Source organism: Actinacidiphila sp. bgisy160 (genome assembly GCF_057707815.1).
In genome coordinates this window covers 130855-157521 of record NZ_JBYIQW010000008.1, presented here as the reverse complement: position 1 = coordinate 157521, position 26667 = coordinate 130855, and the positions used below count along the sequence as shown (strand labels likewise).

At 72.1% G+C, this 26667-nt stretch carries 18 protein-coding genes; 11 read left to right on the top strand and 7 right to left on the bottom strand.

Features of this window, described 5'->3' with window-relative positions; genetic code table 11:
- Nucleotides 1–140: 140 nt before the first annotated feature.
- Nucleotides 141–2777: an alpha-glucan family phosphorylase gene (glgP, locus tag AC3EUJ_RS10375; protein WP_431960769.1), complete on the top strand. Its 2637-nt coding sequence runs from the start codon at nt 141–143 to the stop codon at nt 2775–2777.
- 82 nt (nt 2778–2859) lie between these two features.
- Here the strand turns inward: glgP and AC3EUJ_RS10370 are convergent, their stop codons facing one another.
- The 6 genes from AC3EUJ_RS10370 to glgX form a co-directional block, all read right to left on the bottom strand.
- Nucleotides 2860–5235, bottom strand: a complete 2376-nt coding sequence (locus tag AC3EUJ_RS10370) for a M4 family metallopeptidase (protein ID WP_431960768.1) — start codon at nt 5233–5235, stop codon at nt 2860–2862.
- A gap of 319 nt (nt 5236–5554) precedes the next feature.
- Nucleotides 5555–7111, bottom strand: coding sequence for a M4 family metallopeptidase (locus tag AC3EUJ_RS10365; protein WP_431960805.1), 1557 nt, complete (start codon nt 7109–7111; stop codon nt 5555–5557).
- A 272-nt stretch (nt 7112–7383) separates the two neighbouring features.
- Complete coding sequence (locus tag AC3EUJ_RS10360; RefSeq protein WP_431960767.1) at nt 7384–9270, bottom strand: ABC transporter ATP-binding protein; 1887 nt, start codon at nt 9268–9270, stop codon at nt 7384–7386.
- Complete coding sequence (locus AC3EUJ_RS10355; protein ID WP_431960766.1) at nt 9267–11108, bottom strand: ABC transporter ATP-binding protein; 1842 nt, start codon at nt 11106–11108, stop codon at nt 9267–9269. Before AC3EUJ_RS10355 ends, AC3EUJ_RS10360 begins: the two co-directional genes overlap by 4 nt.
- Nucleotides 11109–11142: 34 nt before the next feature.
- The gene (locus AC3EUJ_RS10350) at nt 11143–12351 is read right to left on the bottom strand and encodes an MFS transporter (RefSeq protein ID WP_431960804.1); all 1209 of its coding nucleotides are present in this window, start codon (nt 12349–12351) and stop codon (nt 11143–11145) included.
- 135 nt (nt 12352–12486) lie between these two features.
- Complete coding sequence (glgX, locus tag AC3EUJ_RS10345) at nt 12487–14769, bottom strand: glycogen debranching protein GlgX (protein WP_431960765.1); 2283 nt, start codon at nt 14767–14769, stop codon at nt 12487–12489.
- A 193-nt stretch (nt 14770–14962) separates the two neighbouring features.
- Here glgX and AC3EUJ_RS10340 point away from each other — a divergent pair, with 193 nt between their 5' ends.
- From AC3EUJ_RS10340 to AC3EUJ_RS10320, 5 genes are all read left to right on the top strand, one after another.
- Nucleotides 14963–16168: a L,D-transpeptidase gene (locus tag AC3EUJ_RS10340; protein WP_431960764.1), complete on the top strand. Its 1206-nt coding sequence runs from the start codon at nt 14963–14965 to the stop codon at nt 16166–16168.
- Nucleotides 16169–16368: 200 nt separating this feature from the next.
- Nucleotides 16369–17547: a L,D-transpeptidase gene (locus tag AC3EUJ_RS10335; RefSeq protein WP_431960803.1), complete on the top strand. Its 1179-nt coding sequence runs from the start codon at nt 16369–16371 to the stop codon at nt 17545–17547.
- Nucleotides 17548–17605: 58 nt separating this feature from the next.
- Nucleotides 17606–18373: an enoyl-CoA hydratase/isomerase family protein gene (locus AC3EUJ_RS10330; RefSeq protein WP_431960763.1), complete on the top strand. Its 768-nt coding sequence runs from the start codon at nt 17606–17608 to the stop codon at nt 18371–18373.
- Between the two features lie 254 nt (nt 18374–18627).
- Nucleotides 18628–19125, top strand: coding sequence for an ATP-binding protein (locus tag AC3EUJ_RS10325; protein ID WP_431960761.1), 498 nt, complete (start codon nt 18628–18630; stop codon nt 19123–19125).
- A gap of 290 nt (nt 19126–19415) precedes the next feature.
- Entirely contained in the window at nt 19416–20336 is a 921-nt protein-coding gene (locus AC3EUJ_RS10320) for a scabin-related ADP-ribosyltransferase (protein WP_431960760.1), read from the top strand.
- 166 nt (nt 20337–20502) lie between these two features.
- Here the strand turns inward: AC3EUJ_RS10320 and AC3EUJ_RS10315 are convergent, their stop codons facing one another.
- Nucleotides 20503–22140, bottom strand: coding sequence for an FAD-dependent oxidoreductase (locus tag AC3EUJ_RS10315; protein ID WP_431960759.1), 1638 nt, complete (start codon nt 22138–22140; stop codon nt 20503–20505).
- Between the two features lie 140 nt (nt 22141–22280).
- Here AC3EUJ_RS10315 and AC3EUJ_RS10310 point away from each other — a divergent pair, with 140 nt between their 5' ends.
- From AC3EUJ_RS10310 to AC3EUJ_RS10290, 5 genes are all read left to right on the top strand, one after another.
- Complete coding sequence (locus AC3EUJ_RS10310; protein WP_431960758.1) at nt 22281–23381, top strand: SchA/CurD-like domain-containing protein; 1101 nt, start codon at nt 22281–22283, stop codon at nt 23379–23381.
- 80 nt (nt 23382–23461) lie between these two features.
- Nucleotides 23462–23899: a cupin domain-containing protein gene (locus AC3EUJ_RS10305; RefSeq protein WP_431960757.1), complete on the top strand. Its 438-nt coding sequence runs from the start codon at nt 23462–23464 to the stop codon at nt 23897–23899.
- Complete coding sequence (locus tag AC3EUJ_RS10300; protein ID WP_431960756.1) at nt 23896–25164, top strand: beta-ketoacyl-[acyl-carrier-protein] synthase family protein; 1269 nt, start codon at nt 23896–23898, stop codon at nt 25162–25164. Before AC3EUJ_RS10305 ends, AC3EUJ_RS10300 begins: the two co-directional genes overlap by 4 nt.
- A complete protein-coding gene (locus tag AC3EUJ_RS10295) occupies nt 25161–26381 on the top strand; it encodes a ketosynthase chain-length factor (RefSeq protein ID WP_431960755.1) in 1221 nt (406 codons plus the stop codon). Before AC3EUJ_RS10300 ends, AC3EUJ_RS10295 begins: the two co-directional genes overlap by 4 nt.
- 28 nt (nt 26382–26409) lie before the next feature.
- A complete protein-coding gene (locus AC3EUJ_RS10290; RefSeq protein ID WP_431960754.1) occupies nt 26410–26667 on the top strand; it encodes an acyl carrier protein in 258 nt (85 codons plus the stop codon).

Sequence of the window (26667 nt, the reverse complement as noted above, 5' to 3'; positions counted from 1 at the left end):
GTGCCGTGCGCGGGGGTGCCGGGACGTCCGGGGCCTACCGGTACGCCAGGGCACGCCTGCCGCGTGGCGCCGCCCGGCCGCGGGGTGTTGGGACCCTGGTTGTCACCACCGCGCCGAAAGATGCCGCTACCGTCGGAGATGTGAAGGCTATTCGTCGATTCACCGTGCGAACCGTCCTGCCCGAACCACTACGTCCCCTGGGGGAGCTCGCGCAGAATCTGCGCTGGTCCTGGCACAACGAGACCCGTGAGCTGTTCCGGTCCGTCGATCCCGAGGGCTGGAGAGCGGCGGCCGGCGACCCGGTGCGGCTGCTCGGCGCGGTCTCGAAGGACCGGCTGAACGCCCTCGCCAAGGACCGCAGGTTCCTGCGCCGGCTCGGCACCGCCGTCGAGGACCTCCACGACTACCTCGGCAACCCGCGCTGGTACCAGGGCGCCGCCGAGGCAGGCGAACTCCCCTCCTCCGTCGCCTACTTCTCGCCGGAGTTCGGCATCACCGCGGCGCTTCCGCAGTACTCCGGCGGACTCGGCATCCTGGCCGGCGACCACCTGAAGGCCGCCAGCGACCTGGGCGTGCCGCTGATCGGTGTCGGCCTGCTCTACCGGCACGGCTACTTCCGCCAGTCCCTGTCCCGGGACGGCTGGCAGCAGGAGCACTACCCGGTGCTCGACCCCAACGAGCTGCCGTTGTCGCTGCTGCGGGACGAGGACGGCGCCCCCGTCCTGATCGCTCTGGACCTCCCCGGCGGACGCGGCCTGCGCGCCCACGTGTGGCTGGCCCGGGTCGGCCGGGTCCCGCTGCTGCTGCTCGACTCCGACGTCGAGGAGAACCACCCGGGCGAACGGGACGTCACCGACCGCCTCTACGGCGGCGGCAGCGAGCACCGGCTGCTCCAGGAGATGCTGCTCGGCATCGGCGGCGTCCGTGCCGTGCGTACCTACTGCGCGCTGACCGGGCACCCGGCGCCCGAGGTCTTCCACACCAACGAGGGGCACGCGGGCCTCCTGGGACTGGAACGCATCCGCGAGCTCGCGGCCGACGGAGAAGGGCTGGATTTCGACTCCGCGTTGGAGGCCGTGCGGGCCGGCACGGTGTTCACCACCCACACCCCGGTACCGGCCGGCATCGACCGCTTCGACCGCGAGCTGGTCGCCCGGCACCTCGGCGACGGCGGCGAGCTGCGGGGCGTGGACGTCCAGCGGGTGCTGGAGCTGGGGATGGAGACCTACCCCGGCGGCGACCCCAACGTCTTCAACATGGCCGTGATGGGGCTGCGGCTGGCGCAGCGCGCCAACGGCGTGTCCACCCTGCACGGCGGCGTCAGCCGGGAGATGTTCGCCGGGCTGTGGCCGGGCTTCGACCCGGAGGAGGTGCCGATCACCTCCATCACCAACGGTGTGCACGCCCCCACCTGGGTCGCGCCCGAGGTGTTCCGGCTCGGCGCCCGGCAGGCCGGCGCCCGGAACGCCGAGGACGCGATGACCACCGGGCTCGCCGACACCTGGGAGAGCGTCTTCCGCATCCCCGACGCCGCGATCTGGGAGCTCCGCCGGGAGCTGCGGGAACAGCTGGTGCGGGAGGTGCGCCGCAGGGTGCGCGCCTCCTGGCGGCAGCGCGGCGCCGGCTCGGCCGAGCTGGGCTGGGTCGACGACGTCCTCGACCCCGATGTGCTGACCATCGGCTTCGCCCGCCGGGTCCCGTCGTACAAGCGGCTCACCCTGATGCTGCGCGACCAGGACCGGCTGATGGAACTGCTGCTGCACCCTGCCCGGCCGATCCAGATCGTCGTCGCGGGCAAGGCGCACCCGGCCGACGACAGCGGCAAGCGGCTGGTGCAGGAACTGGTGCGCTTCGCCGACGACCCCAGGGTGCGGCACCGCATCGTCTTCCTCCCGGACTACGACATGGCCATGGCCCAGCACCTCTACCCCGGGTGCGACGTCTGGCTGAACAACCCCCTGCGGCCGCTGGAGGCCTGCGGTACCTCCGGCATGAAGGCCGCGCTGAACGGCTGCCTCAACCTGTCCGTCCTGGACGGCTGGTGGGACGAGTGGTTCGACGGCAACAACGGGTGGGCGATCCCCACCGCCGACGGCTTCGGCGCGGCCGGCGACCCCGACCGCCGCGACGACATCGAGGCCGCCGCCCTCTACGACCTGATCGAGGACCAGGTCGCGCCCCGGTTCTACGACCGCGGAGCGCAGGGCCTGCCGGTCCGCTGGATCGAGATGGTCCGGCACACCCTGAGCACCCTGGGGCCGAAGGTGCTCGCCGGGCGCATGGTGCGCGAGTACGTGACCCGGCTGTACGCGCCCGCCGCCCGCGCCCACCGCCTCGCCGGGAGCGGGGAGTCGGTCGAACTCGCCGCGTGGAAGCGGCGGGTGCGCGAGCAGTGGCCCATGGTCGGTGTCGACCACGTGGAGACCGGTGCCTCGGTCGGCGGCTCGCCGGAGCTCGGGTCCACGCTCACCCTGCGCGTCCAGGTGTCCCTCGGCGGCCTGGAGCCCGGGGACGTGGACGTCCAGGTGGTGTCCGGACGCGTCGACGACTCCGACCGGATCGCCGACCCGACGGTGGTCTCCCTCAAACCGGGCGGCCGGCCGGACCTGGAGGGCCGCTGGCTCTACGAGGGCCCGCTCACCCTCGACCGCACCGGCCCCTTCGGCTACACCGTCCGTGTCCTGCCGATGCACCGGCTGCTCGCCTCGGTCGCCGAGCTGGGGCTGATCGCGGTGCCGCCGGAGGCCGCGGGGATGACGGCCGGCGTGCTGCGCTGAGCCGACGCCCGAGGGAACGGGACCGGGCCCCGGCCGTCGCTGTCGACGGCCGGGGCCCGGCGTTCGCGTCACCCGGAGGCGATCAGCTGCTGGTGGTGACGGCGGTGTCGTCGACCACGAAGCTCGTCTGCAGCGAGATGTCCTCGGTGCCGGTGAACTTCAGGGTGACGGTGGAGCCGGCGAAGGCGTTCAGGCTGAAGGACTTCTGGGTGTAGCCCGAGGCCTTGTTGAGGTTGGAGTAGGTGGCCAGGGTGGTCGACCCGGCGGTGACCGTCAGCTTGTCGTACTGGGTGCTGGTGGTCGTCTCGGCGGAGTCGATGTGCAGCCAGAAGGTGAAGGTCGCCTTGCAGCCCGCCGGGATGGACACCGACTGGGAGAGCGTGTCGGTGTGGGTCGAGCCGTAGCCGTCCAGCCACGCCTTGTACGAACCGCCGTGGGCGGCCTGGCTGCTGGAGTTGGTGATCACACCGCTGCTCGCCGTCCAGGAGGCGCTGCCCGACTCGAAGCCCGGGTTGCCGAGCAGCTGGGCGGAGGCGCAGCTGCCGGGGGTGGTGACGGTCCAGGTGAACGAGGCGGTGCCGGTCTTGGCCGCGGAGTCGGTGACCGTGACCGTGGTGTTGTACGTGCCCGCGGCGGACGGGGTGCCGTTGATCAGACCGGTGGAGGCGTTGATCGACAGACCGGCCGGCAGGCCGCTCGCCGCGTAGCTCAGCGCGCCGCTGTTGGTGCTGCTGGCCTGGATCTGCAGGTTGACGGCGGTGCCGACGGTGCTGCTCTGGTTGCCGGGGTTGGTGACGGTGACGCCCGAGACGGGCGCGTGGCTGCCGACGCCGATACCCGCGAAGGCGTTCTGCACACCCGCGTACTGGGCGGAGCCCGCGCCGTACAGGGCCTGGGCGGCGTTCAGGGCGGCGGTGCGGGCGGCCGCGTAGTTGGTGCTGCTCGTCATGTACGTGGTCAGCGCCTTGTACCAGATCTGCAGCGCGGCGGCGCGGCCGATGCCGGCGACGGCGATGCCGTCGGCGGTCGGGCTGTTGTAGCTGACCCCGTTGATGACCTTGGCGCCGCTGCCCTCGGAGAGCAGGTAGAACATGTGGTTCGCCGGGCCCGAGGAGTAGTGGACGTCCAGGTTGCCGATGCCGGAGTACCAGTTGTCCGGCGAGGTGCCGTCGCGGGATGGCTTGTCCTGGTAGCGCAGCGGGGTGCCGTCGCCGTTGATGTTGATCTCTTCACCGATGAGGTAGTCACCGATGTCGTTGCTGTTGCCCGCGGAGAACTCGACGCCCGTGCCGAAGATGTCGGAGGTCGCCTCGTTCAGGCCGCCGGACTCGCCCGAGTACGTGAGGTTCGCGGTGGCGGAGGTGACGCCGTGGCTCATCTCGTGGCCCGCGACGTCCAGCGAGGTCAGCGCGTGGGTGTTGCCCGAGCCGTCGCCGTAGGTCATGCAGAAGCAGCTGTCGTCCCAGAAGGCGTTGACGTAGCCGCTGCTGTAGTGGACCCGCGAGTACGCGGCGACACCGTCGTTGCGGATGCCGCTGCGGCCGAAGGTGTTCTTGTAGAAGTCCCAGGTCGTCTGGGCGCCGTAGGCGGCGTCGGCGCCCGCGGTCTGGGTGTTGGAGCCCGTGCCGTCGCCCCAGACGTCGTCGGCGTCGGTGAACAGCGTCCCGGTGCCGGAGGTGCCGCGGTTGAGGTTGTAGGTCTTGTGGCCGCCGCGGGTCGTGTCGTTCAGCTGGTACGTCGAGCCGGACAGCGTGGTGGTCAGCGACACCTGGCCGCTGTACTGGGTGTTTCCGGTGCCGGTCTTGACGTCCTGGTAGCGGTGCAGCTCCTTGCCGGTCACGGCGTCGGTGACGACGTGCAGCCGGCTCGGCGTGCCGTCGTCCTGCAGACCGCTCACCACGGTCTCCCAGGCGAGTTTCGGCGTGCCCTGGCCGGCCCAGATCACCTTGCGGGCGTTGTCCGCGGCGGGCGCCTCGGCCTTGAGCGCCTTGGCGGTCTTCAGCGCGGCGGTCGTCGCGGCGGACTCGGCGACCTTCGGCGTCGTCGAGGCGACCGTGATCCGCTGGTCGGTGTTGAACGTCGTACCGACCGTGCCGGCGCCCTTGGCGGGCGTGTGCACGACGAGGTCGCCGCCGAGCACGGGGAGCCCGGCGTAGGTGCGCTCGTAGCGGGTGTGCAGCGTGCCGTCGGCGTCCTTGACGACGTCCTTGACGACCAGCTTCTCCTTGCTGCCCAGACCCAGCGACCGGGCCGTGACCGCCGTGCGGTCGCTCGCGCTCTTGATGAGCGCGGTGCGCTGGGCGGGGGTGAGCTTCGCCTCGAGGGCTCCGGTGCGGAGCTGGCTCGTGTGGGGGGCGGCGTTCGCCGTGGCGGACGTGGCCGGTATGCCGACGGCGATGAACGCGGCGGTGGCGACCACACTGGCGGCCGCGACTGCCTTGCGGGGGGATCGTCTCACTCGGACTCCTACTGCGTCGGCCGCGGTTGGCGGCCGGGGACAGCCGGGCAGACGGGGTGTGCTGCCCGGGCGGAACTAGCCGTGCGGGTGGGACGTGCGGAGTTCGGCCGGTGCGTCAGCACGAAGCGGTGCGGTGTGTGGGCGTACTGACGGCCGACCGGGGGAAGAGTGCCACTGTTCCTGGCTCGGTGTCATGTACGTGACGAGAAGTTGGCCGAATTCGTCCTGTGAGGGGAACAGATGGTTCGTTAAACGGACGCCTGCCGCCCTGCGGACGGGGAGCCGGACCCCCGAGCGCCCGGCTCCCCGTGGGTGCGGCTCAGCTCACGCGTGTGCCGACGTTCACCGCGGCCCAGGTGTTGGCCACCGCGTTGTACGTCGCGCTGCCCGCCCCGAAGAGGTCGGCCGCGGCCTGCAGGGTGGCGGTCCGCGCCCCCGCGTAGTTGGTGCGCGAGGTCATGTAGGTGGTCAGCGCCCGGTACCAGACGGCCACGGCGTTGGCCCGGCCGATGCCGGGCACCGCGAGCCCGTCGTAGGTGGCGCTGCTGTAGGTCACGCCGTTGACCGTCTTGGTTCCGCTGCCCTCGGACAGCAGGTAGAAGAAGTGGTTGGCGACCCCGGAGGAGTAGTGCACGTCGAGTCGTCCGACGTTCTTGGACCAGTAGTCCGCCGAGGATCCGTCCTTGGAGGGCCTGTCCATGTAGCGCAGCGGGGTGCCGTCGCCGTTGATGTCGATCTTCTCGCCGATGAGGTAGTCACCGGGGTCGCTGGCGTTGGCGGCGTGGAACTCCACCGCGGTCCCGAGGATGTCGGAGGTCGCCTCGTTCAGGCCCCCGGGCTCCCCGCTGTAGCGGAGGTTGGCCGTGGCCGCGGTGACGCCGTGGGTCATCTCGTGTCCCGCGACGTCCAGTGAGGTGAGCGGCCGCTGGTTGCCCGAGCCGTCGCCGTAGGTCATGCAGAAGCAGCTGTCGGACCAGAACGCGTTGACGTAGGAATTACCGTAGTGGACCCGGGAGTAGGCGCCGACGCCGTCGTTGCGGATGCCGTTGCGGCCGAAGGTTTCCTGGTAGAAGTCCCACGTCTCCTGGGCGCCGTAGGCCGCGTCGACGCCCGCGGTCTGGCGGCTGGAGGTGCTGCCGTTGCCCCAGACGTCGTCGGCATCGGTGAACAGTGTGCCGGTGCCGGAGGTGCCGCCGTTCAGGTCGTACGTCCTGTGGCCTCCCCGGGCCGCATCGGTCAGCTCGTACACGGAGCCGGAGAGCGTGGTGCCGATGGTCACCTGTCCGCTGTACTGGCTGTCGCCGACGCCGGACTTGACCGCCTCGTATGAGGTCAGCTTCTCGCCGGTGGCCGCGTCGGTGATGGTGTGCAGCTCGCTCGGCGTCCCGTCGTGCCGGGTGCCGGTGGTGACGGTCTCCCAGGCGAGCACGGCCGCGCCGGTGCCGGCCCATACCACTTTTCGCGCGCCCGCGGCCGGGGCGGAGCGCTGTGCGGTCGTGGTGGCGAGGCTGATCCGGGCGCTGGACGCCCAGGTGACCCGGGCCGTCGAACCGTCGGCCGCCCGGTGGACCACCAGGTCGCCGCCGAGCACGGGGAGCCCCGCGTAGGTGCGCTGGTAGCGGGTGTGGAGGCTGCCGTCGGCGTCCTCGACGACGTCGGCGGGGACCAACTGCTCCCTGGCGCCCAGGCGCAGCGACCGCGCGGTCGCCGCGCGGTCGGCCGCCGCGGCCCTGAGCAGACCGGCCCGCTGGGCGGGGGAGAGCCTGATCTGCAGGGCACCGGCGTCGGGGACAGCCCGGACGGTGGACCCCCCGCCCTCCTCGGCACGGGCGGTGGCCGGCGAGGTCTGGAGGGCGACGCCCAGCAGCGCGGCCATGGCCACCAGGGTGCCGGTGGTTATCGCGCTGCGGGACCGGTTACGGGGACGTCTCACTTCTACGCTCCTTCGGGAATGCCGGTGAACGGCAGGACAGGGCGAAGCAAGAGTCGTGTGGGGAGCGCGGGAAGCCGCGCGACGACCGTCCGGAAGCGTGTCAGCCGACGGGGGTGAATGTCATGTACGCGCTCGGAATTGGCCGGATCTCGTCCGCAGCGGGGCGCGCCCCGTCCGCCATCCGGACGAAGCGCGCCCCGTGGACGCCGACGGGGTCAGACCAGGCTGTCGCGCCAGGCCTGGTGCAGATCGGCGAAGCGGCCCGCGCCGGAGACGAGTTCGGCCGGGGTGCCGTCCTCCACGATGCGGCCCTGGTCCATCACCAGCACCCGGTCCGCGATCTCCACCGTCGACAGCCGGTGCGCGATGATCACGGCGGTGCGGCCGCTCAGCACCTGGCGCATCGCCTGCTGCACCGCGCGCTCGCCCGGTACGTCCAGGGAGGAGGTCGCCTCGTCCAGGATGAGCACGGCCGGGTCGGCGAGCAGGGCGCGGGCGAAGGCCACCAACTGGCGCTGGCCCGCGGAGATGCGGCCACCGCGCTTGCGGACGTCGGTGTCGTAGCCCTCGGGCAGCGCGGCGATGAAGCCATGGGCGCCGATCGCCCTGGCGGCGTCCTCGATCTCCTCGCGGGTGGCCTCCGGACGGCCGATGGCGATGTTCTCGGCGACCGTGCCCGAGAAGAGGAACGCCTCCTGGGTCACCATGACCACCCCGCGGCGCAGTTCGGGCAGGGCCAGGTCGCGCAGGTCCACCCCGTCCAGGGTGACCCGGCCGTCGGTCGGGTCGTAGAACCGGGCCAGCAGCTTGGCCAGCGTCGACTTGCCCGCGCCGGTGGCGCCGACCACCGCGACCGTCTGTCCGGCGGGCAGGCACAGGTCGAAGCGGGGCAGCACCTCGCCGCCCGTGCGGTAGGCGAACCGGACCCGCTCGAAGACGACCTCGCGGCCCGGGATGTCCGCCTCCGTGGCCGGCAGCGCCCGCGGCGTCGGCGGCTCCGGGACCGAGGGCCGCTGGGCCAGCAGCCCGGCGATCTTCTCCAGCGAGGCGGCCGCCGACTGGTAGGAGTTGAGGAACATGCCGAGCGGGTCGATCGGCGCGTACAGCCGCCGCAGGTAGAGCACGAAGGCGGCGAGCACGCCCAGCGCCAGCGAGCCGGCGGCCACACGGTACGCGCCCCACAGCACCACCAGCGCCACCGAGGTGTTGGCGATCAGCCAGGAACTGACCGTGAAGCGGCCCATCTCCAGGATCGCGTCGCCGTTGGCCTGCCGGTGGGCGGCGTTGAGTTCGTCGAACGCCTCGTCGTTCGCCTTCTCGCGGCGGAAGGCCTGCACGGGCCGGATGCCGTTCATCGTCTCGGTGAAGCGCACGATGACGGCGGCGATCGCCGCGGAGCGGCGTGTGTAGACCTTGGCCGACCGGCGACGGAAGATCCGGACGGTCACCACCAGCGGCACCGCGGTGGCGAGCGCGAACAGGCCGAGCCCCCAGTCCAGCCACAGCAGCACGGCCGAGATGTAGAGCACCGACAGCCCGACGTTGAGCAGCTCCTGGAGGCCCTCGGTCAGCAGCTCCCGGATCGACTCCACGTCGGAGGTGGCGCGGGCGATGATCCGGCCCGAGGTGTACCGCTCGTGGAAGTCCAGGCCGAGCGCCTGGGCGTGGCGGAAGATCCGGCCGCGCAGTTCGACCAGCACGTCCTGGCAGATCCGGCCGGCCTGCCGGACGAACGTCCGCTGCAGCAGGCCGCCGGCGACGGCGCAGCCGATGTAGCCGACCGCGACCGCGATCAGCGGGCCGTGGTCGTCGCGGCGCAGTGCCGGGATGGCCCGGTCGATGGCCACCGCCACGATCAGCGGTCCCGCCTGCACGGCCGCCTGCTGCAGCAGCAGGACCACGGCCGCCAGCCACACGCGTCCCCGGTGCGGTCCGACCAGTTCCCGCAGCAGGGCGCGTGACGCCCCCTCGGGTGCCGGGAGCCGGTCGCGGTCGAAGAGGTCGTCCTCCTGGTCCTTCTGCGCCCCCTGGGTCTCCCCTTGCCCCGCCGGTTCCCCGTCGGCCGACTGCTCGGCAGGCTGCGACTCCGCGACGGAGGTCATCGGGTGCTCCCTTCGAATTGCGGACGGTCCGGCGCCGCGGGCGCGCTCTCGCCCTGGCCGGACATCAGGCGGCGGTAGACCGCGGAGGAGGACAGGAGTTCCTGGTGGGTGCCGACCGCGGTGACCCGGCCCTGCGACAGCAGCGCCACCCGGTCGGCGAGCAGCACCGTGGAGGGGCGGTGGGCGACCACCAGCGCCGTCGTGGTGGCCAGCACCTGGCGCAGGGCCGCCTCGACGAGGGCCTCGGTGTGCACGTCGAGGGCGGACAGGGGGTCGTCCAGCACCAGGAAGCGGGGGCGGCCGACGACCGCGCGGGCCAGCGCGAGCCGCTGCCGCTGACCGCCGGACAGGCTCAGGCCCTGCTCTCCCACCTGGGTGTCCACACCCCGCGGCAGTTTGTGGACGAAGTCGCACTGGGCGATCTCCAGCGCCCGCAGCAGGTCCGCCTCGTCGGCGTCGGGAGCGCCCATCAGCACGTTCTCCCGCACGCTGGCGGAGAACAGGGTCGGTTCCTCGAAGGCCGTGGCGACCAGGGAGCGCAGCGCGGACCGGGTGAGCCGCGCGGCGTCGGTGCCGTCCAGCGTGATGCGGCCGCCGGTCGGCTCGTACAGCCGCGGGATCAGCGAGGTCAGGCTCGTCTTGCCGCTGCCCGTCGCGCCGACCAGCGCCACGGTCTCGCCGCTGCGGATGTGCAGATCGACCCCGGTGAGCAGGTCGGGGCTGCCCTCGGGCGCGTCGGGGTAGCGGAAGCGCACCGCGCTGAAGCGGATGCCGTCGGCGGGCCGCGCCTCCTCGCCGTCGACCGGACCGGTGCCCGTTCCCGAGCCGGTCTCCGGTGGGACCTCGGTGTCCAGGACCTCGAAGACCCGGTCGGCGGCGGTGGCCGCCTCGTTGCTGAAGGAGAGCAGCCAGCCCAGCGACTCCACCGGCCAGCGCAGCGCGAGCGCCGTGGACAGGAAGGCGACCAGCGTGCCCGCCGACAGGTCGCCGTCGGCGACCTGCACCGCGCCCAGCACCAGCGCCGCGCCCAGTGCCACGTCCGGCAGGCCGGTGATCACCATCCACAGGTCCGCCAGCAGCCCGGCCTTGCGCAGCTCGGTGCCGCGCAGTTCGCGCGACTGCCGGCGGAAGGCGTCGGCCTGGCTGCGGTGCCGGCCGAAGGCCTTGATGATGCGGATGCCGAGCACCGACTCCTCGACCAGCGTGGTCAGGTCCCCGACCTGGTCCTGCGCGCTGCGGGAGGCGAGCTGGTAGCGCGCCTCGAAGTACGTGCAGAGGATCACCAGCGGCACGACCGGGCCCAGCAGGATCAGCCCCAGCGACCAGCGCTGCACGAACAGGATGCCGAAGCCCGCCAGGATGGTGGCGGTGTTGACCGCCAGGAACACCATCGGGAAGGTCAGGAACATCCGCAGGATCTGCAGGTCGTTCGTGGCCCGCGAGAGCAGCTGCCCCGATCCCCAGCGGTCGTGGAAGGACACCGGCAGGCGCTGCAGCCTCCGGTAGAGGTCGGCCCGCATCGTGGCCTCCAGTGCGGCCATGGGGCGCGCGACCAGCCAGCGCCGTACGCCGAAGAGCCCGGCCTCCAGGAGACCGAGCAGCAGCACCAACCCGCCGCCGAGCCACACCCCGGACGGATCGTGGCCGGCGACCGGGCCGTCCACGATCCACTTCAGGACCAGCGGTATCAGCAGCGCCAGGCAGGACGCGACCACGGCCACACCCGCGGAACCGAACAGCCGGTGGCTGACCGGCTTCACGTACGGCCACAGGCGCCGGAGCGAGCGCACGGCGGATCGGGAACGTTCGGGCTCGGGTTGGTTGGTTGGCTCAGGCATCGTTTCAGAGACTACGGGCGACCACCGACAACGCTCATCCGGATTTTCGGCCGAGGTCGCGCACGGCGGGCACGGCCAGCAGCGCCACGCACACCAGCAGGGTCACCGCGCCCCCGGCGAGCAGCACCGGGCGCGCCCCGAAGACCCCCGCCGCCGGCCCCGCCAGGGCCTGGCCGACGGGCAGCATGGCGACCGAGCCGGCGACCTCGTACGCGTGGATCCGGTTGAGGATCTCGCCGGGCACCTGGGTCTGCACGCTGGTGGCCCACATCACACTCCAGAAGGCCCAGGCCGTCCCGGCGACCAGCACCGCCGCCGCGACCGCCGGCACCGGCAGCCCCGCGCCGACCGCCGCCGGGTAGAGCGCGAACCCGAACAGCGCCACCGCCCCGCCCCGCAGCGGCCGGGCCGGCCGCACCCGTATCGCCAGCAGCCCGCCGAGCGCGGTGCCCGCCCCCAGCGCGGAGGAGACCAGGCCGTACGCCTTGGGCCCGTGGGCGGGCAGGATCTCGCCGGCCGCCAGCGGGGTCACCGGGCCCATGACCAGGATCATGAAGCCCATCCAGATGACGATCACCGACCACATCCAGGTGCGGGCCCGGAACTCCCGCCACCCCTCCACCAGGTCGGCCCGGAAGCCGCTGCGCGCGGCGGCGTCCCGCGGCCCCCGAGCGGTCCGCGCGGTCGGCCCGGGCAGCCGGAGCAGCAGCAGGCAGACCGCGCTCACCGCGTAGGTGCCGGCGTGCGCGGCGAACACCCCGCCCGCGGAGGTGAAGGCCACCAGCACGCCGGCGAGCGCCGGGCCGGCCAGCGCCATCAGCGACTCGGCGGTGCGCACCACCCCGTTGGCCTCCTGGACGTCCCGGGCCACCTGGGGCACCGTGCTGGCCACCCCTGGCTGGAACATGGCACCCGCCACGCCGTTGACGGCGCCGATCAGGCAGATCTGCCAGAGCACGACGTGCCCCGAGAAGAAGAGCCAGGCGGCCAGGGACTGCGTGCCGACCCGCACCAGGTCCGCGCCGATCATCAGGCCGCGGGCGCTGAACCGGTCGGCGAACACCCCGCCGAGGACGACCAGCCCGGCGAAGCAGGCGGTGAAGGAGGCCATGGCGTAGCCGATGTCCCCCGCGCCGTAGCCGTGCTGGAGCAGTCCCGCCGACAGGGCGACGGGCAGCATCGAGTCGCCGAGCATGGCGACACTGCGGGCGGTGAAGTACAGGGTGAACCCCCGTGACCACAGGCGGTCCCGGGGGGCGGCCGGTGCGGCCGGGCCGGAGGCGCACGGCGGCGAGGGCGGAGGTGCGGAGGTCACGGACGACCAGTGTGGACTGGACCAATTGGCCGAGTCCACACCTTTGCCGCCGCGTCTCGTCCTTCAGACGGCGCGCAGCAGCAGCACCGTCCTCCCCGGTACGGTCAGCGCCCGCCCGCCGCGGTGCCGGCTGCCCGGCGGTTCCGCCTGGTCCTCACGCGAGGTGTCGAGCAGCAGCTCGTACTCGCGGGCCCACGGCCCGCCCGGCAGGGTGAAGCGGACCGGGCGGTGCGAGGCGTGGAAGACGGCCAGGAAGCTGTCGTCGGTGACCGGGCGGCCGCGCGCGTCGCGGTGCGGGATGTCCGCGCCCGACAGGTACATCCCGAGCGTGGACGTGGGGCCGTACCAGTCGGCGTCGGTCATCTCCCGCCCCCGCGCGGTGAACCAGGCCAGGTCCCGCAGCCCCTCGGCGGACTGCGGACGGCCGGAGAAGAAGGCCCGCCGGCGCAGCACGGGGTGCGCGCGGCGCAGCGCGATCAGCCGGGCGGTCAGCTCTCGCAGCGAGGCCCAGGCCGGATCCTGCGGCAGCGACCAGTCCACCCAGCTGATCTCGTTGTCCTGGCAGTACGCGTTGTTGTTGCCGCCCTGGGTGCGGCCCGCCTCGTCACCGGCCACCAGCATCGGCACGCCGGTCGACAGCAGCAGTGTCGACAGCATGTTGCGCAGTTGCCGCCGGCGCAGCTCGCCCACGGCCGGGTCGTCGGTCTCGCCCTCGTGCCCGCAGTTCCAGGCCCGGTTGTCGTCGGTGCCGTCGCGGTTGTCCTCGCCGTTGGCCTCGTTGTGCTTGCGCTCGTAGCTCACCAGGTCGCGCAGGGTGAAACCGTCATGGGCGGTGATGAAGTTGACCGAGGCGTACGGACGGCGCCCGCCCCAGGCGTACAGGTCGCTGGAGCCGGACAGCCGGTACCCCAGGTCGCGCACATCGTGCCGGGTGCCCCGCCAGAAGTCCCGGACGGTGTCGCGGTAGCGGTCGTTCCACTCCGTCCACAGCGGCGGGAACGCACCGACCTGGTAGCCGCCGGAGCCGACGTCCCAGGGCTCGGCGATGAGTTTGACCCGGCGCAGCACCGGGTCCTGGGCGATGACGGCGAGGAAGGGGGAGAGCATGTCGACGTCGTGCATCGACCGGGCGAGCGCCGCGGCGAGGTCGAAGCGGAAGCCGTCGACACCCATCTCGGTCACCCAGTAGCGCAGGGAGTCGGTGATCAGCCGGAGCACCTGGGGCTGGACGACGTGGAGGGTGTTGCCGCAGCCGGTGTAGTCGGCGTACCGGCGCGCGTCGCCCTGCAACCGGTAGTAGCCGCGGTTGTCGATCCCGCGCAGGGAGAGGGTGGGCCCGAACTCGCTGCCCTCGGCCGTGTGGTTGTAGACGACGTCGAGGATCACCTCCAGCCCCGCGTCGTGCAGGGCGCGCACCATCCGCTTGAACTCGCCCACCTGCTGCCCGCGGGTGCCGGTGGCGGCGTAGCCGGCGTGCGGCGCGAAGTAGCCGATCGAGTTGTAGCCCCAGTAGTTGCGCAGGCCCCGGCGCAGCAGGTGGTCCTCGTGGGCGAACTGGTGCACCGGCAGCAGCTCCACGGCCGTCACGCCGAGGCCGGTGAGGTATTCGATCGCCGCCGGGTGGGCCAGCCCGGCGTAGGTGCCGCGCAGTTCGGGCGGGATGCCGGGGTGGCGCATGGTGAAGCCGCGGACGTGCAGCTCGTAGATGACCGAGTCGGCCCAGGGCGTCTTGGGCCTGCGGTCGTCCGTCCAGGGGTCGTCGTCGTCCACCACGACACCCTTGGGCACGTACGGGGCCGAGTCGCGGTTGTCCCGCACGGTGTCGGCGACCGCCTGCTCAGGCCAGTCGCGGACGTGGCCGTACACCTCGGGCGGCAGCGTGAAGTCGCCGTCGACCGCCCTCGCGTAGGGGTCCAGCAGCAGCTTGGCCGGGTTCCAGCGGGCACCGGTCCACGGGTCCCAGCGGCCGCCGACCCGGTAGCCGTACCGGTGGCCGGGCCGCACCCCGGGCACGAAGCCGTGCCAGATCTCATGGGTCAGCTCGGTCAGCGGGATCCGGGTCTCGGCCCCCTCGTCGTCGAACAGGCACAGCTCCACCGACTCGGCGCCGCCCGCCCACAGGGCGAAGTTGGTGCCCTGGCGTCCGTCCGGACCGGTGTGGAAGCGCGCCCCCAGCGGCTGCGGGCTGCCCGGCCACACCACGGCGTCCCCGGCCCCGGCCGGCCCGGGCACGGCCGGCGCGGTCTCCGGGCGCGGCAGCGGCACGGCCACGGGGGCGGTCCGGTGGCCGTTGGGGCGCAGTCTTCCGGCCCGGTCGACCGATTCGTCCTCGCGCGTCTCCGACACGTGCTCGCCTCCTGCGGCTCGGGGGACGCAGGACCCGGCCGGCGCCGGCCGTGCCCGTGCGCGGCGCGGTGTCCCTCCGCGCGCGCGTCGCGCCCTCCCGCTTTACCTTCCCGTTCACCCTGCGGCGTCACACGCGTGATCGATCGGAGGCATCGCGGACGTTTCCCCAGGGCCGTCCGGTCGTTGACCGAGCGTGACGAATGCGGTGCGGCGCGCTCTGCGCGCGGGGGCGGGGCTTGCCACCGCCATGTGGCTGGCGGGGATGCTGACGGCGTGCGGGCTCGGGTTCGGGCCGGCGGACACCGGTGCGGCGGCCGACGACACCCCGAAGGTGTCGGAGGCGAGGATCAGGATCACTCCCGGGGACGGTGCCCGTGACGTGGCGGCGGACGACCCGCTGACGGTCGAGGCCGAGGACGGCCGGCTCACCTCCGTGCGTGTCGAGGACGGGGACGGGGAGGTGGTCGAGGGCGTGTTCACCGCCGACCGGTCCGGCTGGCACGCCCGCTCCAGGCTGTCGCTGTCGGAGAAGTACACGGTGGACGCCGTCGCCGAGGACACGGGGGGCCGGCGCGCCGCCAAGCACGCGGTGTTCACCACCCTCGTCCCCAAGAACACCCTCATCGGCTACTTCACCCCCGAGGACGGCCAGACCGTCGGCACGGGCATGATCGTCTCCCTGGACTTCAACCGGCCGGTCGCCGACCGGGCCGCCGTCGAGCGTGCCGTGCGCGTCGCCTCCTCGCCCGCCGTGGAGATCGCCCCGCACTGGTTCGGCGACCGGCGCCTGGACTTCCGCCCGCGGACGCGCTGGCGTCCCGGCACCAAGGTGACGCTCTCGTTGCGGCTGCGCGACGTCGAGACCGCCCCCGGGGTCTACGGGGTGCAGTCCAAGGACGTCACCTTCGACATCGGCAGGGACCAGACCAGCACCGTCGACGCCGCCGCGCACACCCTGACGGTGCGCCGCGGCGGGCAGGTCACGCGCGTCCTGCCGATCTCGGCGGGCGCTCCGTCCAACCCGACCTACAACGGCTCGATGGTCATCTCCGAGAAGCTCCGGCTGACCAGGATGAACGGGGACACGGTGGGCTTCGGCGGCGAGTACGACATCCCCGACGTCCCGCACGCCATGCGGCTCACCCGCTCCGGCACCTTCGTGCACGGCAGTTACTGGGCCGCCCCCGGCACCTTCGGCGCGGCCAACACCAGCCACGGCTGCGTGGGCCTGCTCGACGTGAAGGGCGGCGGCACGGCCACCCCGGCGGGCTGGTTCTTCGCCCACTCCCTCGTCGGCGACCTCGTCACCGTCGTCAACTCCCATGACCGCACCGTCGCTCCTGACAACGGCCTGGGCGGCTGGAACATGACCTGGGAGCAGTGGATGGCCGGCGGCTGAGGCCGGGCCCCGCGACTGGGACGGAACGGTGACAATACCGGGATCCACAACACCGGTCTCGTGTGGTTCTCTAAGCGCAAGGTGAGGGGGACTCACACGTGCCACGGGGCCACGGGCCGGTTTTGGGGAGACGAGAGTTGAAGGCGATACAGGGCACGCCGGGCGCAAGGCGGACCACCTTGGCCCTGGCGGTGGGGGCGATGCTGCTCCTGGTCAGCGCGTGCGGAGGCAGCGCCAGCGGCGACAGCAAGGACGGGGACAAGGCCAGGCCCGGTGCCTCGGCCTCACAGGGCGGCAAGGGCGACACGACCGAGTCGCAGGCCGTCGTCACCATCGCGCCGGAGGACGGCGCCGACGAGGTGGCCACGACGGGGGACCTCAAGGTCACCGCCGGCAAGGGCAAGCTGACCTCGGTCGTGGTGAAGACCGGCAAGGGCGACCCGGTCGAGGGCAAGATATCCGCCGACGGAACCAGCTGGGAGCCGACCGAGACGCTCGGCACCTCCACCAAGTACTCGGTGGACGCGATAGCCAAGGACAGCGCGGGCCGTGAGTCGGCCAAGCACGCCAGCTTCACCACGGTCACCCCGAAGGACACCTTCATCGGCTTCTTCACCCCCGAGGACGGCCAGACGGTCGGCGTCGGCATGCCGGTCTCGCTCAAGTTCAACCGGGCGATCAGCGACAAGAAGGCGGTCCAGGACGCGATCAAGGTGACCGCCAGCCCCTCGGTCCCCGTCGTCGGCCACTGGTACGGCGACCAGCGCGTCGACTTCCGCCCCGAGAAGTACTGGGCCAAGGGCACCAAGATCACCCTCTCCCTCAGGCTGAACGGCGTTCAGGGCGCCAAGGGCGTCTACGGCACCCAGTCCAAGGACGTGCACTACACCATCGGCCGCAGCCAGGTCAGCATCGTCGACGCCGCGAGGCACACGATGAAGGTCTACCGCGACGGCAAACTGCTGAAGACCGTCCCGATCACCTCGGGCGGGCCCGGCACGACGACCTACAACGGCAAGATGGTCATCACCGAGCGGTACAAGGTGACCCGTATGAACGGCGACACCGTGGGCTTCGGCGGCGAGTACGACATCAAGGACGTGCCCAACGCCCAGCGCCTGACCACCTCGGGCACCTTCATCCACGGCAACTACTGGGCGTCGCCCGGCACTTTCGGCAACGCCAACGTCAGCCACGGCTGCGTGGGCCTGCGGGACGTGCGGGGTGGCAACGGCGACACCCCGTCCTCATGGTTCTACAACAACTCGATGATCGGTGACGTCGTGGAGGTCAGGAACTCCCACGACAAGACCGTGCAGTGGTGGAACGGGCTCAACGGCTGGAACCTGCCGTGGAGCCAGTGGACCCCCGCCTCCTGACGCGCCCCGTGAGGCACGTCGCAGCGTAAACGGGCGTTCACGGATACCCTCGTCGGCCATGACAGTTAATCTCGAGGTCGACGAGGGTGTCGGCACCATCCACCTGGACCGCCCCCCGATGAACGCCCTGGACGTCGCGACCCAGGACCGGCTCCGCGAGGTGGCGGAGGAGGTGTCCCGGCGCGAGGACGTGCGGGCCGTCGTGATCTGGGGCGGCGAGAAGGTGTTCGCGGCGGGCGCGGACATCAAGGAGATGCAGGTCATGGACTACGAGGCCATGGCCGTGCGGGCCCGCGCGCTGCAGGACTCCTTCACGGCGGTCGCCCGGATCCCCAAGCCGGTGGTGGCCGCCGTGACGGGTTACGCCCTCGGCGGCGGCTGCGAACTCGCGCTCTGCGCCGACATCCGGATCGCCGCGGAGGACGCCAAGCTCGGCCAGCCCGAGATCCTGCTCGGCCTCATCCCCGGCGCGGGGGGCACGCAGCGGCTGTCGCGTCTGGTGGGCCCCGCCAAGGCGAAGGACCTCATCTTCACCGGCCGCATGGTCAAGGCCGACGAGGCGCTCATCATCGGCCTGGTGGACAAGGTGGTCCCGGCTGAGCAGGTGTACGCCGAGGCCCGCGCCTGGGCCGAGCGTCTGGCCCGCGGCCCGGCGCTGGCGCTGCGCGCCGCCAAGGAGGCGGTGGACGCCGGGCTGGAGACCGACCTGGAGACCGGCCTCACCATCGAACGGAACCTGTTCGCCGGGCTGTTCGCGACCGAGGACCGTACGACGGGCATGCGCAGCTTCGTCGAGGAGGGTCCCGGCAAAGCGAAGTTCCGCTAGAGCCAACCCGGTTGAGTGACAGCCGGCACCTGTCGGGTCGCCTTAAGCCGACCTTAAGAGGACCTTAAGGCGACCTGCGCCGAATTCACCGGCCGCTCCTCTCCGGCGCCCTCTTCGTGCAGGTGGGAGGGGTCGTATGAGATCCATCATTGCCCTTGACATATGCCGGTACGGCAACTCGGAATGACGCGTTCCGCCCCGCCAATTCCCCCGATCCGCCCCGAACCGCCGTCGCGTACGGCCATCATGAGAGCATGGCGGGGCAGCAGGGAGCATCTGAGCAGCCGCAGCGGGTGACGGTCCCGGCGGCAGGGCGGCCGCCCACGGTGGTCGACGATCCGGCGGCGACGTCCCTCGATCTGTTGGGGAATCCCTCCGTGGACGAGGTGCGGCTCTCCTCGCGCCCGGAGTCCGCGGCCACGGCCCGCCGGCTCAGCCGCTCGGTGCTCCGGTTGTGGGGGCTTCCCCAGTTCGACGACGTCGTCGAGTTACTCGTCTCCGAGCTCGTCGGCAATGCCGTGCGCCACACCGGGGCCCGCACCTTCGGCCTGCGCATGCTGCGCCGCCGCGGCTGGATCCGGGTGGAGGTGCGCGATCCCTCCCGGGCGCTGCCCTGTCTGATGCCGGTGCGCGAGATGGACGTCAGCGGGCGGGGGCTGTTCCTGATCGACAAGCTCGCCGACCGCTGGGGGGTGGATCTGCTGCCGCGCGGCAAGACCACCTGGTTCGAAATGCGGGTCATGGACCGATGAACGGTAAATGAACGGCTGACCTACGTTTACATGGTCAGTGTCCCACCTCACTCCCACATCGTGAGGTTTCGGCTGCGATGTCTCGTATAGTTGTGGAGCAACGACCCCCATTGACCCGGGTTCGGTCGTCCCATGGCGTCGTGGATCACACCCCCTGGCTCCACGACGAATCGAGAGGCCCCAGCAGCGTCCCACAACGATGCGCAGGGGCCTCTTTCGTCTTCCGGTGGGACACGCCGACAAGGGTGATTATTCCGGAGACCGGGCGATAGTGGGGTGATCGTGAGCATATGATCACACTGCACACACTGCGTCGGCTCTGCGCCGCCGCCCTTCCGCTGGGGGTGCTCGCACTCCCCGTCTGCGCGGCCGCCGCGGCCGTCGCCCCGGGTCTTCCACGTGACCCGGCCGTCCCCGAATGGTGCCCCGTCGTTCCCGACCGGCTCTACGCCGCCGCGGACCCCAGCGTCGACCTGGACCGGATCAGGCCCGACGAGCCGGCCTGGCGCTCCAACTGCAACGCCCTCTTCCGCGGCGACGACCGCCCGCCCGAGACCGTCTTCAAGGACGGCCTGCGCCCCGAGGACGTGAGCGACGGAGAGTACGACCTGCAGGCCTATGCCCGCCGTGAGCAGCCCTCGCCGTTCGTGGCCGCCACCTACGACCGCGAGGCCCTGCGGCAGCAAACCGTCGCCTACCACTACTACATCGACGCTCCCGGCGGCATCGAGCTCGACGAGACCCTCGGCACCCGCGAACTGCGCTCGGCCCGCACGGGCGTGCTCTTCCCCGGAGGCATCGCCCGTCAGTTCGTCGTGAAGGCCTGCCCCGTGGACAAGGCCACCAAGGCCGAGCTCACGGCCCGGTGCGTGGTCAACCCCGCGTACTCGCCGTGGCGCGGCTGGCCCGCCCCCGACTGGACGGGGGTGAAGGAGCCCGCCGCGCAGCCGCCCGCCGCCCGGCCCTCGGCGCCGCCGACCGCCCAGCCGGGTGCGGCACCGCAGGGCCGGCCCGCCGCGCCTCCCGCTGCTGGCCCGTCCGCCGCTGGTCCGTCCGCCACCGGTCCGTCCGCGCCTCCGGCGACCCGGCCCGGGGCGGCACCGGAGGGACGTCCGGCGGCGCCGCCCGCCGTCCAGCAGGGCACGCCGCCCGCCGCCCAGCCGGGCGCGCCGCGGTCCTCGGTGGACGGCGGGGGCGGCCCGGTGGGCTGACGGCGCCTGCGGCACCCTTTCCGTCGTGCGGTGCGGTGACCGGCCCCGGCCGGTCACCGCACCCAGGGCGCGGCCCGGGCCTGGGGCGCCGGCACACGGGAACGGCGGCCACCAGCGCTCCCGTGAGCGTGGTGGCCGCCGTTCGGCCGGTGCCGCGACGCGGCTCTCAGCGCAGCCGCAGCACCGAGGTGAGCACCTCGGCCAGCGTCGCCGCGGGGTCCTCCACGGCCTCGCGGCTCCGCCAGGCGACGAAGCCGTCCGGGCGGACCAGGATCGCGCCGCTCGGCGTCATCCCGTGCACCGCCGTCCAGTCGGTGCCCGCCTCGGGCACCAGGTCCGCCCGGGTGGACTCACCGAGCCGGTAGGCCTCCAGCGGGACCCCGAGGTGCTCCGCGACCGCGCGGGCCGCGTCGTGCCAGGCGGTGCCCTTCGGCCCGTCACCGGTGAGCAGCACCATGGAGCGCTCGTACAGGTCCAGCGTGGAGCGGCGCTCGCCGTCCCGGGTGGTCACCCACACATGCGGGGAACGGCCACCGGGCTCGGCGACCGGCCGGAAGTCCTCGGGGACGACCGGCCGCCCCGGGGCCGCGCCGAGGAACGCGCCCTCGGGGTAGCGGTAGCCCAGCGCGACCACCAGGACGCCCTTCTGGGGTCCGCCGCCGGCCGGGGGCGCGTAGCCGGGGTGGGCGTGCTCGGCGGAACGGGCGGAGGCCCGCTCGCTGGTGGCCACCGCGACCGGGCGGCGCTCGGCCTCGTACGTCTCCAGCAGCCCCGGCCCGGCCCAGCCGCCGGTCACCGCGGCGAGCTTCCACGCCAGGTTGTGAGCGTCCTGGATGCCGGTGTTGGAGCCGAAGGCGCCGGTGGGGGACATCTCGTGGCACGAGTCGCCGGCCATCAGCACCCGCCCGCGCCCGTAGGAGTCCGCGACCCGTTCCGCGGCCCGCCAGGGGGCCCGGCCGGTGATCTCGATCTCCAGGTCCGGCACGCCCACCGCGGTGCGGATGTGCGCGGCCAGCCGCTGGTCGGTGAAGTCCTCCGGTGTCTCGCCGCGTTCCGGGTGCCAGGGCGCGTGGAAGACCCAGTTCTCCTGGTTGTCGACGGGCAGCAGCACACCGTCGGCGTCCGGGTTGGTCAGATAGCACGCGATGAAATGGCGGTCACCCACCGCGTCGGCCAGCCGCTTGGCACGGAAGGTCGCGCTGATGTTGGCGAAGAGGTCGCCGCGGCCGGTGTGCCCGATGCCCAGGGCGCCTCGTACCGGGCTGCGCGGACCGTCGGCCGCGATCAGGTAGTCGGTCCTGACGGTGCTGCGGTCGCCGGTCTCCCGGTCCATCAGCTCGCAGGTGACGCCGTCGTCGTCCTGGGTGAACGACATCAGCTCGGTGCTGAAGCGCAGGTCGCCGCCGAGCTCCCGGGCGTAGTCCAGGAGCACCGGCTCCAGGTCGTTCTGGCTGCACAGGCACCAGCCGCTGGGGCTGATGCCGGACAGCCGGCCCCCGGGATCGATCTCGCGGAACAGCCATTCCGCGTTGTCCGAGGTCAGTGAGTCGGCTTGCAGGATGCCGTGGTTGTCAGCGAGTACGGAGGCGGCCCGCCGGATCAGCGGCTCGGCCCCGGCCGTACGGAACAGCTCCATGGTCCGCAGGTTGTTGCCGCGGCCACGGGGGTGGATGGAGGTACCCGGGTGCTTCTCGACGAGGACGTGCCGGACGCCGAGCCGGCCCAGGAAGACTGAGCTGGAGAGCCCGACGAGGGAGCCCCCCACGATGAGGACCGGGACCCGGTCTTCGGCCTGTGGAGTCATAGCTCCCTAGATGCCCGATTGCCGGGGGTATTTTCGCCCGTCACCCAATTGGATCACATATCTCGCACCGGTTGGGCCACCACAGCACGATCGTTGGACGACGGACCTCGGGGGTTGCTCGCTCTCGGAAGAGGTGGAATATGCCGGCCCAGGCCGAAAAGGTCTCGCAGTCCGCGCTCGATGGCAATCGCCTGCGCGTCGTCCTCATGCTTGAAGTCGAGGACGGCGCCGAGCAGCGGTTTCTTGATGCGTATGACCAGATGTGCCGCCGCGTCGCTGCCGTGCCCGGACACGTCAGCGACCAGCTTTGCCAGTCGATCGAAAATCCCTCGCAGTGGCTGATCACCAGTGAGTGGGACAGTGCGCTGCACTTCCTCGCCTGGGTGGACAGCCCGACCCATCTGGAGATGGTGCAGCCGATGCACGGTTGCGTGAAGGACACCCGCTCGCTCCGCTTCGGGGTGCTGCGGGAGACCCGTACGTCCTACGAGTCCGGTCGCATGCAGACCGTGCCGAGGGTCGGGGACGGGATCATCCGCCACGCCATCACCTTCACCGTGAAGCCCGGCAGCGAACAGAAGGTGGCGGACATCCTGTCCGGCTACACCTCGCCGCAGGCCGTGGTCGACGAGAACACGCGGCTGCGCCGCACCTCGCTGTTCATGCACGGCAACCGTGTCGTGCGCGCCGTGGAGGTGGAGGGCGACCTGGCCAGGGCACTGCGCCATGTTGCCCGCCAGCCCGAGGTGCGGGCGGTCGAGGAAGCCATCAACCCCTACCTGGAGGTGGACCGGGACCTCAACGACCCTGGCTCGGCACGGGAGTTCTTCGCCCGCGCCGCGCTCCCGGCCGTGCACCACGTGGCCAGGGGTACCGACCGGCCGGAGGGCCTGCGCCGGCACGCCCTGATCTATCCGGCCAAGGCGGGCTCCGGCCCGGCCGTCGCCAAGATGCTCGCCCAGCAGGACGAGGAGGCCGTGGACGTCGCCAAGGGGGCGCTCGCGCGCAGCACCGTCTACCTGCGGGAGGACATCGTGGTCCGACTGGTGGACCTGCGGGTCCCGGTCGAGGACGCTCCGCTCGTCGCCGTGGGCGCCGCCGGCAAGCACAAGGCGGGCGTCCTCGCCAGGCTGCTCGACCTCGGGCCCGACTGGGACCTCGCGGACGAGCAGGGCCTCAAACGGTTCCTCGTCGAGTGCGACATGCGCATGGTCACCGACCGCAGCGCGGCCACGTCCTGACCCGTCCGAGCCATCGGCAGCCGGCAGATGACGGCCGGTCCGGGGTGCTCCCGGACCGGCCCCGCCGGAGGAGGCAAAGCATGGATGATCTTCTGACCAACGAGCGGAACGTCCCGTTCACGCCGACCATCGTGAACCTCGGGGACACCCCGCCCAACCGACGCCGCGGCGGCGATCTGCGGGCGATGCTCACCCCGACCGCGTGCGGTGCCACCAGCGGCTTCATGGGCGTCGCGCTCGTGGACCCCGGTGACCGGATCGGCGAGCACTACCACCCGTACTCCGAGGAGTTCGTGTACGTGGTGTGCGGTGCGCTGGAGGTGGACCTCGACGGGGAGCCGTACGTGCTTCGCCCGGAGCAGGGCCTGATGATCCCGCCGTACGTCCGCCACCGTTTCCGCAACGTGGGCGACACCGAGGCCCGGCTCGTCTTCCACCTCGGCCCGCTCGCGCCCCGTCCGGAGCTGGGGCACGTCGACACCGAGGTCACCGAGCAGACCGAGGACGCGGCGTCATGACCCGCCGGGTGGCGGTCACCGGGGCCGGTGTCGTCGCCCCCGGCGGTGTCGGGGTCCCCGCTTTCTGGGAACTGCTCACCGCCGGCCGGACGGCGACCCGCGGGATCACGCTCTTCGACCCGACGGGCTTCCGGTCCCGCATCGCCGCCGAGGTCGACTTCGACGCGGCGGCCTGCGGGCTGAGCCCGCAGGACGTGGAACGCGCCGACCGGTACGTCCAGTTCGCGCTCGTCGCGGCCGCCGAGGCGGTCCGCGACGCCGGGCTGGAACTGGACGAGGAGGACCCCTGGCGGGTCGGGGTCTCCCTCGGCACCGCCGTCGGAGGCACCACCCGGCTGGAACACGACTACATACGAGTCAGCGAACGCGGCGCCCGATGGGACGTCGACCACCGGCAGGCGGGCCCGCACCTGCACCGGGCGTTCGCGCCCAGCGCGCTGGCCTCGGAAATAGCCGAACGGCACGGCGCCCGCGGCCCCGTGCAGACCGTCTCCACGGGCTGCACCTCCGGCCTCGACGCCGTGGGCTACGCGTTCCAGACCATCGAGGAGGGACGCGCCGACATCATCATCGCCGGCGCGTCCGACTCCCCGATCTCACCCATCACGGTGGCCTGCTTCGACGCCATCAAGGCCACCTCCCCCAACAACGACGACCCGGCCCACGCCTCCCGGCCGTTCGACGCCCGTCGCGACGGCTTCGTCATGGGCGAGGGCGGCGCCGTGCTCATCCTGGAGGAACTGGAGCACGCCAAGGCCCGCGGAGCCCGGATCTACTGCGAGATCGGTGGCTACGCCACGTACGGCAACGCCTACCACATGACCGGGCTCACCACCGACGGCCTGGAGATGTCCGAGGCCATCGACCAGGCACTGGACCACGCCAGGATCGACCCGGCCGAGGTCGACTACGTCAACGCGCACGGCTCGGGCACCAAGCAGAACGACCGCCACGAGACCGCGGCGGTCAAGCGCTCGCTGGGCGCGCATGCCTACTCCACGCCCATGAGCTCCATCAAGTCCATGGTCGGTCACTCCCTGGGTGCGATCGGCGCGATCGAACTCGCCGCCTGCACCTTGGCCCTCGCCCACGGCGTGGTGCCGCCGACCGCCAACTACGAGACCCCGGACCCGGAGTGCGACCTGGACTACGTCCCGCGCACCGCCCGTGAGCTGAAGCTGCGCACCGTGCTGTCCGTCGGCAGCGGTTTCGGCGGCTTCCAGTCCGCGGTGGTCCTCAACCGACCGGAGGGGAGCCAGCGATGAACACGCAAGCGGTGGTCACCGGCATCGGCGTCGTCGCGCCGAACGGCATCGGAGCCGACGCCTTCTGGAAGGCGACCAGGGAAGGTGTCGCCGTCCTCGACGCGGTCAGCCGCGAGGGTTGCCGGGACCTGCCGCTTCGGGTGGCGGGAGAGGTCCGCGGCTTTGAGGTGTCGGCGGTCGTCGAGGACCGCTACACCGTGCAGACCGACCGGTTCACCCACTTCGCGATGGCGGCCGCCGACCAGGCCCTGGCCGACTCGGGCCTGCGCTTCGACGAGGAGGCCCCCTTCGACATCGGAGTGGTGACCGCGGCCTGTTCCGGCGGCGGCGAGTTCGGCCAGCGCGAACTGCAGCACCTGTGGGGCAAGGGCCCGAGGTTCGTCGGCCCGTACCAGTCCATCGCATGGTTCTACGCGGCGAGCACCGGCCAGATCTCGATCCGCGGGGGCTTCAAGGGCCCCTGCGGCGTGGTCGCCAGCGACGAGGCCGGTGGTCTGGACGCCATCGCCCACGCCTGCCGCAACATCACCCGTGGCACCGGCACCCGGGCCGTGGTCGTCGGCGCCGCCGAGGCGCCGCTCGCCCCGTACTCGGGTGTCTGCCAGCTCGGATACGAAGAACTCAGCCTTGAGGAGGACCCCGAACGGGCCTATCTGCCCTTCACCCGGCACGCCCGCGGTTTCGCCCCCGCCGAGGGCGGCGCGATGCTCGTGGTCGAGGACCCCGAGCACGCGGCCGGCCGCGGGGCCGCCGTGCAGGCGATCATCGCGGGCCACGGCGCCACCTTCACCGGCGCCTCGCGCTGGGCGGAGTCCCGCGAGGGACTGGCCCGCGCGATCCGTGACGCCCTCGCGCAGGCCGGGTGCGCGCCCGGGGACATCGACGTCGTCTTCGCCGACGCCCTCGGCACTCCGGCGGCCGACCGCGCCGAGGCGGAGGCACTGGCCGACGTGTTCGGCAGGCGCGCCCGGAAGATCCCCGTGACCGCCCCCAAGACCGGCACCGGCCGTGCCTACTGCGGTGCCCCGGTGCTCGACGTGGCCGCCGCCGTGTTCGCCCTGCGGCACGGAGTCGTGCCCCCCACCCCCAACATCACCGACACCTGCCACGACCTCGACCTGGTCACCGGCCGGCCCCGGCCGGCGGAACTGCGGACCGCGCTGGTGCTCAGCCGCGGCCTCATGGGTTCCAACTCGGCCCTGGTCGTGCGGGCGTGACGCAGGCGCAGTGAAGGAGAGCTCTCCCATGAGCAAGGAACTGACCTACGGCGAACTCGCCGCCCTGATGAAGTCCAGTGCCGGCATCACCGTCGACGCCACCCTCCTCAACGGCCACCCCGAGACGCCCTTCGCCGAGTACGGCCTGGACTCGCTCGGCCTGCTCGGCATCGTCGGCGCCCTGGAGAACGACCGCGGCATCCCGATCGCCGGTGACGCCGACTCGTGCAAGACCCCCGGCGCCTTCATGGACGTCGTGAACACCTCACTCAAGGCAGGAGTCTGA

Coding starts and splice junctions, on each gene's coding strand:
- AC3EUJ_RS10365 (WP_431960805.1), bottom strand. CDS start 7,111: ATGGCCGCGCTGCTGGGCGTCGCCCTCCAGACCTCGCCGGCCACCGCC.
- AC3EUJ_RS10290 (WP_431960754.1), top strand. CDS start 26,410: ATGAGCAAGGAACTGACCTACGGCGAACTCGCCGCCCTGATGAAGTCC.
- AC3EUJ_RS10330 (WP_431960763.1), top strand. CDS start 17,606: ATGACAGTTAATCTCGAGGTCGACGAGGGTGTCGGCACCATCCACCTG.
- AC3EUJ_RS10295 (WP_431960755.1), top strand. CDS start 25,161: ATGAACACGCAAGCGGTGGTCACCGGCATCGGCGTCGTCGCGCCGAAC.
- AC3EUJ_RS10315 (WP_431960759.1), bottom strand. CDS start 22,140: ATGACTCCACAGGCCGAAGACCGGGTCCCGGTCCTCATCGTGGGGGGC.
- AC3EUJ_RS10320 (WP_431960760.1), top strand. CDS start 19,416: ATGATCACACTGCACACACTGCGTCGGCTCTGCGCCGCCGCCCTTCCG.
- AC3EUJ_RS10300 (WP_431960756.1), top strand. CDS start 23,896: ATGACCCGCCGGGTGGCGGTCACCGGGGCCGGTGTCGTCGCCCCCGGC.
- AC3EUJ_RS10335 (WP_431960803.1), top strand. CDS start 16,369: ATGCTGCTCCTGGTCAGCGCGTGCGGAGGCAGCGCCAGCGGCGACAGC.
- AC3EUJ_RS10310 (WP_431960758.1), top strand. CDS start 22,281: ATGCCGGCCCAGGCCGAAAAGGTCTCGCAGTCCGCGCTCGATGGCAAT.
- AC3EUJ_RS10360 (WP_431960767.1), bottom strand. CDS start 9,270: ATGACCTCCGTCGCGGAGTCGCAGCCTGCCGAGCAGTCGGCCGACGGG.
- AC3EUJ_RS10355 (WP_431960766.1), bottom strand. CDS start 11,108: ATGCCTGAGCCAACCAACCAACCCGAGCCCGAACGTTCCCGATCCGCC.
- AC3EUJ_RS10325 (WP_431960761.1), top strand. CDS start 18,628: ATGGCGGGGCAGCAGGGAGCATCTGAGCAGCCGCAGCGGGTGACGGTC.
- AC3EUJ_RS10305 (WP_431960757.1), top strand. CDS start 23,462: ATGGATGATCTTCTGACCAACGAGCGGAACGTCCCGTTCACGCCGACC.